The sequence below is a fragment of the Nocardioides sp. Z35_8 genome (assembly GCF_059621125.1).
This window is the reverse complement of sequence record NZ_JCAQIE010000001.1, coordinates 2,095,123-2,107,289: the sequence shown is the minus strand read 5'-3', so window position 1 is coordinate 2,107,289 and position 12,167 is coordinate 2,095,123. Positions and strand designations below refer to the sequence as shown.

At 72.3% G+C, this 12,167-nt stretch carries 9 protein-coding genes; 1 reads left to right on the top strand and 8 read right to left on the bottom strand.

What is annotated here, in order from left to right; all coding sequences use genetic code 11:
• Nucleotides 1-29: 29 nt before the first annotated feature.
• Nucleotides 30-398, top strand: coding sequence for an antibiotic biosynthesis monooxygenase (locus AC54T2_RS10100; protein WP_496666264.1), 369 nt, complete (start codon nt 30-32; stop codon nt 396-398).
• Here the strand turns inward: AC54T2_RS10100 and AC54T2_RS10095 are convergent.
• The 8 genes from AC54T2_RS10095 to AC54T2_RS10060 form a co-directional block, all read right to left on the bottom strand.
• Nucleotides 347-2,344 (bottom strand): hydantoinase B/oxoprolinase family protein, encoded by a 1,998-nt coding sequence (locus AC54T2_RS10095; RefSeq protein WP_489976530.1) that lies wholly within the window; start codon nt 2,342-2,344, stop codon nt 347-349. The genes AC54T2_RS10100 and AC54T2_RS10095 overlap by 52 nt on opposite strands.
• Complete coding sequence (locus AC54T2_RS10090; protein WP_496666093.1) at nt 2,341-4,455, bottom strand: hydantoinase/oxoprolinase family protein; 2,115 nt, start codon at nt 4,453-4,455, stop codon at nt 2,341-2,343. Before AC54T2_RS10090 ends, AC54T2_RS10095 begins: the two co-directional genes overlap by 4 nt.
• Before the next feature lie 453 nt (nt 4,456-4,908).
• Nucleotides 4,909-6,306, bottom strand: a complete 1,398-nt coding sequence (locus AC54T2_RS10085) for an amidase (protein ID WP_496666092.1) — start codon at nt 6,304-6,306, stop codon at nt 4,909-4,911.
• The gene (locus AC54T2_RS10080; protein ID WP_496666091.1) at nt 6,303-6,932 is read right to left on the bottom strand and encodes an SRPBCC family protein; all 630 of its coding nucleotides are present in this window, start codon (nt 6,930-6,932) and stop codon (nt 6,303-6,305) included. The genes AC54T2_RS10085 and AC54T2_RS10080 overlap by 4 nt, the downstream gene beginning before the upstream one ends.
• Nucleotides 6,929-9,391 (bottom strand): aerobic carbon-monoxide dehydrogenase large subunit, encoded by a 2,463-nt coding sequence (cutA, locus tag AC54T2_RS10075; RefSeq protein WP_496666090.1) that lies wholly within the window; start codon nt 9,389-9,391, stop codon nt 6,929-6,931. Before cutA ends, AC54T2_RS10080 begins: the two co-directional genes overlap by 4 nt.
• Nucleotides 9,388-9,879, bottom strand: coding sequence for a (2Fe-2S)-binding protein (locus AC54T2_RS10070; RefSeq protein ID WP_186341501.1), 492 nt, complete (start codon nt 9,877-9,879; stop codon nt 9,388-9,390). Before AC54T2_RS10070 ends, cutA begins: the two co-directional genes overlap by 4 nt.
• Entirely contained in the window at nt 9,876-10,742 is an 867-nt protein-coding gene (locus AC54T2_RS10065; protein ID WP_489976525.1) for an FAD binding domain-containing protein, read from the bottom strand. The genes AC54T2_RS10070 and AC54T2_RS10065 overlap by 4 nt, the downstream gene beginning before the upstream one ends.
• Complete coding sequence (locus AC54T2_RS10060; protein ID WP_206054533.1) at nt 10,739-12,166, bottom strand: uracil-xanthine permease family protein; 1,428 nt, start codon at nt 12,164-12,166, stop codon at nt 10,739-10,741. Before AC54T2_RS10060 ends, AC54T2_RS10065 begins: the two co-directional genes overlap by 4 nt.
• Nucleotide 12,167 lies beyond the last annotated feature (1 nt).

Sequence of the window (12,167 nt, the reverse complement as noted above, 5' to 3'; positions counted from 1 at the left end):
AGCTGACCCACGAGGAGGACCCGTTGATCATGCGCACCTGGCGCGGTGCCGTCCGACCCGAGGACGCCGACCGCTACCTCGACCACCAGTCCGGCACCGGGGTGCGGGAGTACCGCGCGACCCCGGGCAACCTGGGCGTGCTGGTGCTCAGGCGACCGGCCGGCGACCTGGTCGAGGTCACGACGGTCTCGCTGTGGGAGTCGATGGAGGCCATCCGGGCCTTCGCCGGCGACGACCCCGCGGTCGCCCGCTTCTACCCCGGCGACGACGAGCTGCTGGCCGAGAAGGACCTGCACGCCGACCACTTCGAGGTCGTCAGCACCGACCTCGACCCCGACGTGCTGGCTCAGACCCGGTCGACCTCGGCGAAGGCGGCGCCCCCGGCCAGCGAGGCGTAGCCGGGGCCGCGGTCGAAGAACGCGTCGTCGTCGCGGCTCCATGCCGCCCGCGACGACCGCTCGGCGGCGGTGGCTGACTCGTCGAAGCCCAGCGTCCCGTCGCCGGTCGAGCCGGTCAGCACCACGCCGTAGTCGCGCAGCGCGGCCTCGGCCGACACCTTGCGCCAGACCACGTCGCGGACGACGGACTCCGGGTCGCGGGCGAGCGGGTCGCCCCAGCCGCCGCCGCCCGTCGTCCGGATCCGGACGAGCTGGCCGGCCTTGATCTCCTCGGCGTCGGCGAGGGCGTCGACCTCGCGCTCGTCGGGGCCGCCGGGGTCGATGACGACCTGGAACGGCGCGCCCGCCTTGCCGCCCCGTACGCCCCAGCAGGCCAGGATCGAGCGGTCGGCGATGGACATGAAGCGGGCGTCCTCGAGCATCCGCAGGTGCTTCTCGTAGCCCAGGCCCCCGCGGTGCTCCCCCGCGCCGCCCGAGTCCATCGCGAGGCCCAGGCGCTCGACGATGAACGGGAAGCGCGACTCGGTGAACTCGGTGGGCAGGTTGCGGGAGTCGGGGACGACGTGGATGGTGTCCTCGCCGTCGGCGTAGTAGCGCCCGCCCGAGCCGCCGCCGAGCACCTCGCGCATGAGGTAGTCGTTGCCGTCGCGGTCCTTGCCGTAGACGCCGGTGTAGCGGATCGTCTCCTGGTCGGCGGGCATCCTGCCGTCGACCGCCTTGGCCACGACGCCGGCGAGCACGCCGAGCAGCCGCAGGATCACGAAGGTGCGGGCGTTGGTCGGGGCGGGGTGGATCGGCGTGAGCAGCGTGCCCTTCTCGGGGAATCGCATCTCGATCAGCGGCACGATGCCCTCGTTGACGTCGAGCTCGGCCATCCGCTCGGGGGTGTCGGCGAGGTTGCGCAGGATCGGCGCGAGCCACTTCTTGAGGAAGTTGCCGCCGACGTAGTCGCCGCAGTGGTTGATCGGGCCCTTCGCCTGGGCGCTGGTGCCGGTGAAGTCGATGATCAGGCGGGGCCCGGCAGGACGGCCGTGGTCCGGGTCGGCGGGGGCGTCGCTGACCTTGGTGAGGGTGATCCGCTGGGTGTGCAGCTGCGGCTCGTCGATGCCGTCGTGCTCGGCGTAGTCCTCCCAGACGTAGGTGCCGTCGGGGATCTGGGACAGGATCTCGCGGCGGTAGGTCTCGGTCGTCGCGTCGAGGATGGCGTCGAACGACGCCTCGATCGCGTCGCGGCCGTAGCGCTCGAACAGCTCGCCGAGGCGCCGCGCGCCCATCAGGCAGGCCGAGCACTCGGCGTCGAGGTCGGCGGCGAGGCTGTCGGGCATGCGCGAGTTGCGGGTCATGATCCGCAGCGCCGCCTTGTTGGGCACCCCGGCGTCCCACAGCTTGATCGGTGGGACGGCCAGCCCTTCCTCGAAGACGCTGGTCGCGTTGCTCGGCATCGACCCGGGGACGGCGCCCCCGATGTCGTCGTGGTGGCCGAAGGCCTGCACGAAGGCGACGACCTCGCCGTCGTGGAAGACCGGCACGGTGACGCACAGGTCGGGCAGGTGGCCGATCCCGCCCTCGGACTCGTAGACGTCGTTGTGGAAGAAGACGTCGCCCTCGCGCATCTCCTCGATCGGGTGGTCGCGCACGACCGGGTGGACCAGCGCGCTGTAGGAGCGCCCGGTCAGCTTGCGCAGCTGGCGGTCGTGGATGCCGGCGCGGAAGTCGTGGGCGTCGCGGATCATCGGCGAGCGGCTGGTGCGCCCGATGGCGGTCTCCACCTCCATCTCGACGCTGGCGAGCGTGCCCTGCACGATCTCGACGAGGATCGGGTCGACGGTGGTGCCCTCGGCGGTCAGCCGATGGCCGTGCTCGTACGCCGTGGGCAGGCCGGCCGGGTTGACGGGCGTCGCGGTGACGTAGGCCGGGTCGACGGGACGGGTGCTGAGGTCGGTCATCGGGCCGACTCCTTCCGGATCACGAGGTTGGCCCAGTCGTCGACCACGACCTCGAAGCCGGGGTGGACCGGGATGGTGGAGCCGAACTCCTCCACGATGGCCGGGCCGCCGAACGTGTCGCCGGCACCGAGGTCGGCGCGCCAGAGCACGGGCGTGTCGACGTAGCCCTGCTCGGCGTCGAAGCAGACGGCGCGGCGGCCGCGGACAGCCCGCTCCTCCACGGTGCCCGCGGCCTTGTCGAGGGTGGGGATCTCCGGGCGGGTGATCGGGCCGATGCCGCTCACGCGCAGGTTGACCCACTCGACCTGCTGGTCCGGGTCGCCGCGGAAGTCGTAGCCGTAGAGCTGGCGGTGCTCGGTGTGGAACGCGTCGGCCACCTGCTCGACGTACGCCGCGTCGACGCCCCGCCCGTCGCCGGCCTCCGGCGCGGCGACGCGGACCTCGAAGGCCTGCCCGACGTAGCGCACGTCGATGGTGTGCTGGAAGCGGTGCTCGTCCGGGGCGAAGCCCTCCTTGGCCAGCGCCGCGCGGGCCCGGTCGGTCAGGTCGTCGAGGATCGCCTGCACGGTCGCGTGGTCGAGCGCCGACTCCTTCGCGACGTGGGTCTGCACGTAGTCGTTCTTCACGTCGACGGTCAGCAGCCCGAACGCGCTCACGTTGCCCGGGTTGGGCGGCACGACGACGCCGGCGAGGTCGAGGATGTCGACGAGCCGGCAGGCCAGCAGGGAGCCGGAGCCGCCGAAGGTGGTGAGCATGAAGTCGCGCACGTCGAGGCCGCGCTTGACGCTGACCTGGCGCAGGGCGTTGGCCTGGTTCCACGCGGAGATCTCGAGGATGCCGGTCGCGCAGCGCTCGAAGTCGAGGCCGAGCCGCTCGGCGAGGTCGGCGATGCCCCCGCGGGCGGCCTCCACGTCGAGCGGGATCTCGCCGCCGAGCAGGTGCGGAGGGATGCGGCCGAGGGTGACGTGGGCGTCGGTGATGGTCGGCTGGGTGCCGCCGTTGCCGTAGCAGAGGGGGCCGGGATCGGCGCCGGCCGAGTGCGGGCCGACCTTGAGGGTCCCCTCCGGCGAGAGCCAGGCGATCGAGCCACCGCCGGCACCGACGGTGACGACGTCGATCATCGGGATCTTGCTCGGGTAGGCGCCGACCGTGCCCTCGGTCGTCAGCGTCGGCTCGCCGTCGAGGACGACCGACACGTCGGTCGACGTGCCGCCCCCGTCGCAGGTGAGGATCCGTGGGAAGCCCGCGACCTCGGCGATCAGCGCGGCGCCCAGCGCGCCCGCCGCGGGGCCGGACAGCACGGTGGTGATCGGCTGGTGCACGACCTCGTCGGCCGACAGCACGCCACCGTTGGACTTCATCACGTAGAACGGGATCGGCTGGGTGTCCCGGCCGGCGCCGGTGAAGTCGCGCAGCCGCTCGGAGATGTTGGAGACGTAGCGGCTGACGTTGGGCTTGACCGCCGCGTCGACGAGCGTGGTCATCGAGCGCTCGTACTCGCGGTACTCGCGCAGCACCTCGCTCGAGATCGACACGACGGCGTCGGGGTGCTCGCGGCGCAGGACGTCGCGCATCCGCAGCTCGTGGGTGTCGTCGGCGTAGGCGTGGAGGAAGCAGACGCCGATCGTGGTGATGCCCTGGGCCTTGAACCACCGGGCCGCGGCCACGGCCTGGTCCTCGTCGAACGGACGGACCTCGGCGCCGGTGAAGTCGAGGCGGCCACCGACCGTGCGGACCCGGTCGGCCGGGACGATCCGGTCGGGCTTGACCCAGAAGTAGGAGTTGCCGTAGCCGTCGGGCACCGACTGGCGCGCGATCTCGAGCATGAACTCGTAGCCCTCGGTGGTGATGAAGCCGAGCGCCTCGACCTTGCCCTCGAGGAGCTTGTTGGTGGCCACGGTGGTGCCGTGCGAGACGGCGGTGATGTCGCTGCCCTCGCCATCCACGAGGGCGAGGATCTTCTCGATGCCGGCGATGAAGCCGTCGGCGGGGTTGCCCGGGGTGCTCGGGGTCTTGGTGGTGACCAGCTCGCCCGAGTCCTCGTCGAGGGCCACCACGTCGGTGAAGGTGCCGCCGGTGTCGATGCCGATCCTGATCCGCCGCGAGCTCATGGGCTCGATTCAACCGAGGCAGCCGCCGCGGCGGCCACGGCAGACCTTGCCGACGGAACGCACGTCCAGCGTCAAGAGTTGCGGCGCCGCCCGAGGACCTGCGACACAAAGGTGAAGGGCCCTCGGCGGTATGAGCGCCAAGGGCCCTTCGGGTGGCCGGTCGAGTGATGCTCGCGGCCGACAGCCCCGTCCTTCCGGTCCCAGCCACCGCATCACCCGGTGTCTGCGACTCGTCCCCAGCGGACTGGTTCGGAGTCGGGTGGACCATCTCTCTGGAGCCATCCCGCGGCCCCTTGCGGGGCTGCGTAAGGAGAGTTCTATGCCGTGGACCACGCTCGCCGCAAGAGCTGGAGGCCACGATCGTCGACATACTTCGGGTTCCGGCGAGTCGTCCCCAGGAGAACGTCGGTCATCCCCAGCGGTCGGTCAGTTGTCCACACCGTCATGCACAGCTCAGTCCCCGCCCACGAGCTCCTCCAGCGCGGCCGCCACCTGCAGCAGCTGACGATCCGTGCCGTGCCGCGCGACGAGCTGGACGCCGACGGGCAGACCGTCGGCGGTGCGTCCGGCGGGCACGGAGATCGCGGGGCAGCCGGTGACGGTGATGAAGTAGGCCGAGCGCATCCAGGCGAGGTAGTCGGGCATCTGCTCGCCGTTGATCGTCTCGGGATACTCCTGCTCCACCGGGAACGGCGGCACCTGCGAGGTGGGAAGCAGCAGCACGTCGTGGTCGCCGAAGAAGAGCCGCATCGTCTCCGACAGCGAGGTGCGCTGGGTGTAGGCCCGCGCGACGTCGGCGCCGGTGAGCGGCTCGCCGGCGCGGATGTTGGCCTCCAGGGTGGGCTTGAACGACGTCGGGTGCTCGGCGAGCAGCTCGGCGAACCTCGCGTGGAAGTGCCAGGCCCGCAGCGTGCGGAAGGTGTCATCGGCCAGCGACAGGTCGGGGTGTGCCTCGGCCACCGACGCACCGGCGTCGGACAGCCGCCGCGCGGTGGTGCGTACGACGTCGGCGACCTCGTGGTCGACCACCAGCGCGCCGCCGAGGTCGACCGAGCACGCCACCCGCAGGCCGGCGAGCGGCGCGGGCGTGAGTGGCGGGGCCAACGACGACCCGGGGTCGCCGAGCGCGAGCGGGGCGCGGGGGTCGGGCCCCGCGATGACCGACAGCAGCAGGGCCAGGTCGCCGACGTTGCGGGCCAACGGGCCGCCGACCGACGTGCTCTCCCACTGGTTGTAGAGCGGCCACTCCGGCACGCGTCCCAGCGAGGGGCGCATGCCGACGACGCCGCAGAACGACGCCGGGTTGCGCAGCGAGCCGCCCATGTCGGAGCCGTCGGCGAGAGGCACCATGCCAGAGGCGAGCGCGGACGCGGCGCCCCCGCTCGACCCGCCGGCCGAGCGCGAGGGGTCGACGGGGTTGCGGGTGACGCCGAAGACCGTGTTGAAGGTGTGGGAGCCGGCCGCGAACTCCGGCACGTTGGTCTTGCCGATGAAGACCGCCCCCGCCGCGCGGATGCGCTCGACGAGCAGGTCGTCGTGGTCGGCGACGGCGTCGGCGAAGATCGGCGAGCCGTAGGTCGTGCGCCAGCCCCGGAGGGCGTGGGTGTCCTTCACCGCGAAGGGCAGCCCGTGCAGGGGGCCCACCTCCTCGCCGGAGGCCTGCGCCTGGTCGGCGACCGCGGCCCACGCCCGCGCGCGCTCGGCGTCGAGGGACACGATCGCGTTGAGCTCGGGGTTGCGCTCCTCGATCCGGTCGAGGTGCAGCTCGAGCAGCTCGGCCGCCGAGATCTCGCCCGAGCGGACCGCTGCGGCCTGCTCGCGCGCGGTGGACTCGACGGTGAGGCCGCTCACCGGCGACGCCCGACGATGCCGCCCACGATGACTCCCGCGAGCACCAGGCCGGCGCCGACGGCGACGCCGGTGAGGAAGTCCTGCCGCGACCCGGCGGCGGAGGGGGCCGGCGCGTCGAAGACCTGGCCGACGGCGGCGGGCTCGGCAGCCACCGGTGCGACGCCGTCGGCCGTGGGACCAGGGTCCGGACCACCCGCGAGGGCCGCGTCGACGTTGCCGAAGAACTCCCCCGCCATCCGCTTGGAGACCGAGGTGAGCATCCGCTGACCGACGCCGCCGATCATCCCACCGACGACGGCGTCGGCGTCGTACGAGACGCGCGTCGCGGAGCCCTCCGGCGCGAAGCGGACGTTGACCGTCGCGCCGATCGTGCCGGGGGCGCCGGCGCCGTCGAGCCTCATCACCAGCGACTCGTGCTCGACGAGGTCGCGCAGCTCGCACGAGCCGGCGTAGGTCCCCTTGATCGACGCGACGCCCGCGGTAACGGTCATCGCGTAGGCGTTCTCCCCGGTGGCCTCGAGCCGCTCGCAGCCTGGGATCGTCCGGACCAGGACCCCCGGGTCGAGCAGCGCGTCCCACGCCCGCGCGACGTCCGCGGCCAGGACGTTCTCTCCGGTGAACTTCATCTCGGGACTCCTCGGGTGGGCTGGGTAGTGAGGGACGGGGTGGCGGGGGTGGCGGGGGCGTGCGCGAGGCGCAGGTCGAAGAGCTCGGACGGCGAGATCGGCATCGACGTGATCCTCAGCCCCGGGCTGGAGGGCAGCTCGGCGTCCTCGATGGCAGCCGCGAAGACGGCGGCCGACGGGATCACGCCGGCCTCTCCGGCGCCCTTGATGCCGAGGGGGTTGAGCGGCGACGGCGTCTCGAGGTGGTCGATGTCGATCGAGGTCGGGACCTCGGTCGCGTAGGGCATCAGGAAGTCCATGAACGACGCGTTGAGCAGCTGGCCCGACTCGTCGTAGGCCATCCGCTCGTAGAGCGCGCCGCCCACGCCCTGCGCGACGCCGCCGTGGATCTGGCCCTCCACGATCATCGGGTTGATCAGGTTGCCACAGTCGTGGACCACGGCGTACTTGAGGATCGTGATCTCGGCGGTGTCGGGGTCGGTCTCCACGATGACGGCGTGCATGCCGCTGGCGAACGTCGAGCGCGGCGGGGAGAAGAAGTCCTTGCCCTCCAGGCCCGGCTCGTCGCCCTCGGCCACCGGCGGCTTGCCCGGGTCGCCGACGGAGAACTGGGTGGCGGCCTTCGACGCCTCGTCGAAGGCGTAGCGCAGCGGGTTGGACAGCACCGCCACGGTGCCGAGGTCGATGCGCGTCTGCGGGGACGCGTCGGTGCCGCGCACCGACACCACGCCGTCGGTGATCTCGAGGTCGTCCTCGGCCGCCTCGAGCGCCTCGGCCGCGATGCGCAGCGCCTTCTCCCGCGCGCGGAGGGCGGCGAGGTGGATCGCCGAGCCGCTCATCACCGCCGCCCGGGAGGCGAAGGTGCCCACGGCGTAGGGCATCTTGCGGGTGTCGCCGGTCGTGACCTCGACGTCCTCGAAGCGTACGCCGAGCGTGTCGGCCACGATCTGGGCGAACGCCGTCTGGTGGCCCTGCCCCTGGGTGGTGAGGCCCGTGGCGACCTTGACCTTCCCGGACGTCTCCACGTGCACGTGGGCGCCCTCGTAGGGCCCGACCCCGGTGCCCTCGACGTAGCAGGCCAGGCCGATGCCGACCCGGCGCCCCTGGGCGGCCATCTCGGCGCGGAACTCCTCGAACTCGTCCCACCCGACGAGCTCCTTGAGCCTGGTCAACGACTCCGGGTAGTCGCCCGAGTCGTAGGTCAGCTCGCGGCCGTCCTGGAAGACCAGGCCGTGCTCGAACGGGAATTCGTCGGGCTGGATGAAGTTGGTCGCCCGCACCTCGGTGCGGTCCTTGCCGAGGTAGGCCGCGATCGCGTCCATGGTGCGCTCCATGACGAAGCATCCCTGCGGACGTCCCGCGCCGCGGTAGGGCGTGACGATGACGGTGTTGGTGTAGAGCGACTCGAAGACGACGCGGTAGTTGGCCGGCTTGTAGGGCCCGAGCAGCTGCGTGGAGGTGATGATCGGGACGATCAGCCCGTAGGGCGTGTAGGCACCGTGGTCGTGCCAGAACTCGACGTCGAGCCCCAGCAGCCGCCCCTCGTCGTCGAAGCCGACCTCGACGTGGTGGTGCTGGGCGCGCTCGTGGGCCGACGAGATGAAGTGCTCGCGCCGGTCCTCGGTGAACTTGACCGGGCGTCCGAGCGTCATCGCCGCGAGCGGCACCAGCAGCTCCTCGGGCCAGGGGTGGTTGATCTTCACGCCGAAGCCGCCGCCCACGTCGGGCGTGATCACGTCGACCTTGGCCAGGTCGAGGCCGAGCTTGGCGGCCACGCAGCCGCGCACGCCGGTCGAGGTCTGCGTCGAGGACCACACCGTCAGCCGGGACGTGTCGGGGTCCCACCGCGCCACGGTGCCGCGGCCCTCCATGGGCGTGCACGCCGAGCGCTCGACGTCGAGCTCGAGGGTCAGGGTGTGGGGCGCGCGGGCGATGGCCGCGCGGGCGTCGCCGTTCTCCTGCTCCATGCGCGCACCGACGTTGTCGGGCACGTCGTCGTGCACGGCGGTGCGTGCCGCCCGCGCGGCCTCGATGCCGACCACGGGCGGGAGCACGTCGTAGTCGACGCGGATCCGCCCCACGGCGTCCTCGGCGACGTAGCGGTCGACCGCGACGACGAACGCGACGGCCTCGCCGGCGTAGTTGACCTCGTCCTTGGCCAGGGCGTACTGGGTGCGGCCGTGGGTGAGGCTCGGGTGGGGGATGAGCAACGGCAGCGGCTCGGCCATCGGGCCCTCGAGGTCGTCGTGGGTCCACACGGCCACCACGCCCTCGACGTCGAGCACGTCGGCGACGTCGATGTCGACGATGCGGGCGTGGGCGTGCGGCGAGCGCAGCACCGCCGCGTGCAGCAGCCGCGGGTCGTCGGTGAGCAGGTCGTCGACGTAACGGCCCTGGCCGCGCAGGAAGCGCTGGTCCTCCACCCGCGGCACCTTGGCGCCGAACATCTTGGTGGTCATGCCTCACCCCGCGTGATCTCGGCCGCCCGGAGCACCGAGCGCACGATGTTCTGGTAGCCCGTGCAGCGGCACAGGTTGCCGGCGATCATCTCCCGCGCCTCGTCCTCGGAGGGGTCGGGCGTCTCGCGCAGCCCGGCGGTGATGGTGGTGAGGAAGCCCGGGGTGCAGAAGCCGCACTGCAGGCCGTGGCAGTCGGAGAACGCCTGCTGCACCGGCGAGAGCGACCCGTCGTCCTCCGTGAGCCCCTCGACGGTGGTGATCTCGGCGTCGACCGCCGACACGGCCAGCATCAGGCACGAACGCATCGGGGCGCCGTCGACCAGCACCGTGCACGCCCCGCACACGCCGTGCTCGCACCCGACGTGGGTGCCGGTGAGGCCGCAGTCGTGGCGCAGCGCGTCGGAGAGCAGCCGGCGCGCCGGCACGCGTACCTCGTGGACGGAGCCGTTGACGTGCAGGCGCACCTCGTGGAGCTGTTCGGTGGTCACGGGTGGGACGCCTCTCCTGCCCGCGAGCGGGCGTGGTCGGTGGCAGCCGCCAGGACGCGCGGTGCCAGCACCGTCACGAGGTGGGCGCGGTAGGCGGCCGTGGCGTGGATGTCGCCGGCCGGGTCGAGCTCGGCCAGCGCGGCGCCGGCGGGGTCGCCGGCCGGGTCGCGCACGGCGTCGGTGACGTCGACGACGACGGGCACGTCGCTCACCGACACGAAGCCGACCCGGGCCCGGGTGACGGCATCGCCGTCGGTCTCGACGTGGGCGGCCACCCCGACGAGGGCGTAGTCGCCGTGGCGGCGGGCGATCTCCTGGAAGGCGACGCCGGCGCCGGGCGCGAGCCCCGGGAAGAACGCCTCGACGGCCACCTCGTCCTGGGCGAGGGTGCTCTCGAGCGGCCCGGCGAACAGCTCGGCCGCCGGCACCGTACGGCGACCGCGCACCGACGCGACGTCCACCGATCCCTCCAGCAGTCGCAGCACCATCGGCATCTCGGCCGCCGCGTCGGCGTGCACGATCGAGCCGACGGTGGTGCCGCGGTTGCGGATGGTCGGGTGGGCGACGTGGCTCAGTGCCATCGCGAGCAGCGGCTGCGCCTCGCCGGCCTCGGCGGACCCGAGCACGTGGGCGTGGCGGGCCAGGGCCCCGACCCGGACCCCGTCCTCGTCCACGCGCACGTGGTCGAGGCCGGGGATGGCGTTGATGTCGACGAGCATCGACGGCGCGGCCAGCCGCATCGACAGCAGCGGGACGAGCGACTGGCCGCCGGCCAGCACCTTCGCCCCCTGCTCCCCCGCGAGCGCCGCGAGGGCTTCCTCGAGGGTGGAGGGTCGCAGGTAGGCGAAGGGTGCCGGCTTCATCGCTGGTGCGTGCCTCCGGAGGCTGCGTCGTCGACGCCCTCGTCGTAGTCGGGGTGGCTGAGGTTGCGGGTCGCGCCGCCCGGTCCCCCGGTGCCACCGCGGCCACGGACCATGTGGAAGAACACGATGACCAGGATCGTGCCGAGGGCGATGCCGCCGAGCTCGAAGTCGTCGCCGAAGGTGAGGGTGACGCCGCCGATGCCGGCGATGATGCCCGCGGAGAGGCCGACCAGGTTGACGGGGTTGCCGAAGTCGATGTTGTTCTCCACCCAGATCTTGGCCCCCACCAGCCCGATCATCCCGTAGAGGACGACGGTGATGCCGCCGAGCACTCCGCCGGGCGTCGCGTTGACGATCGCGCCGAACTTGGGGCACAGCCCGAGCAGGATCGCCACGAGGGCGGCGACGTAGTAGGCCGCCGAGGAGTAGACGCGGGTGGCGCCCATGACACCGATGTTCTCGGCGTACGTCGTGGTCGGGGAGCCGCCGAACGCGCTGGCGAACGCGGTGGCCAGGCCGTCGGCGCCGATCGCGCGACCCATGTAGGGGTCGAGGTCCTCGCCGGTCATCTCGGCGACCGCCTTGACGTGGCCGGTGTTCTCCGCGACGAGCGCGATCACGCCGGGCAGCACGAGCAGGATGGCGGTGAGCGAGAACGACGGCCCGTGGACGACCGAGACGCCGTCGGCGAGGGTGCCGCTCGGCAGGCCGATCCAGTCGGCCGCCTGCACGCCGGCCCACGACACCCGGTCGTGCTCGGTGGCCTCGGTCGCACCGCCGAGCACGGACGTGATGGGGCCGAAGACGCCGTCGAAGATCCAGGACAGCACGTAGCCGAAGATGAGTGCGAGGAAGACCGCGATCCGCGACCAGAAGCCCGGCAGGGCGACCGCCGCGAAGACCATGAAGGCCGCCGTCAGCAGCGCGACCCACTGGTCCTGCGGCCAGTAGGTGCCGGCCACGACGGGCGCGAGGTTGAAGCCGATGAGCATGACCACCGCGCCGGTCACGGCGGGCGGGAGGATGCGGTGGATGAGCCCGGCGCCGGCGAAGTGCACGAGCACGCCGATCGCGGCCAGCACGAGGCCGCCGACCAGGATCGCGCCGGTGACGTAGGACGAGTCGTTGCCCTCGTCGAGCGCGCGGATCGCGGCGACCGACGCCACGAACGAGGCGCTGGTGCCGAGGTAGCTGGGCACCCGGTTCTGCACGATCAGCAGGAACAGGATGGTGCAGAGGCCCGAGAACATGATGGCGAGGTTGGCGTCGAGCCCCATCACCAGCGGGAAGACGAAGGTGGCGCCGAACATGGCGACCACGTGCTGGGCGCCGAGCCCGATCGTCTTGCCCCACGGCAGGCGTTGGAGCGGGAGCACCGGCTGGCCGGGGGCGGGATCGACCACGTCCCACTTGAACATCGACATG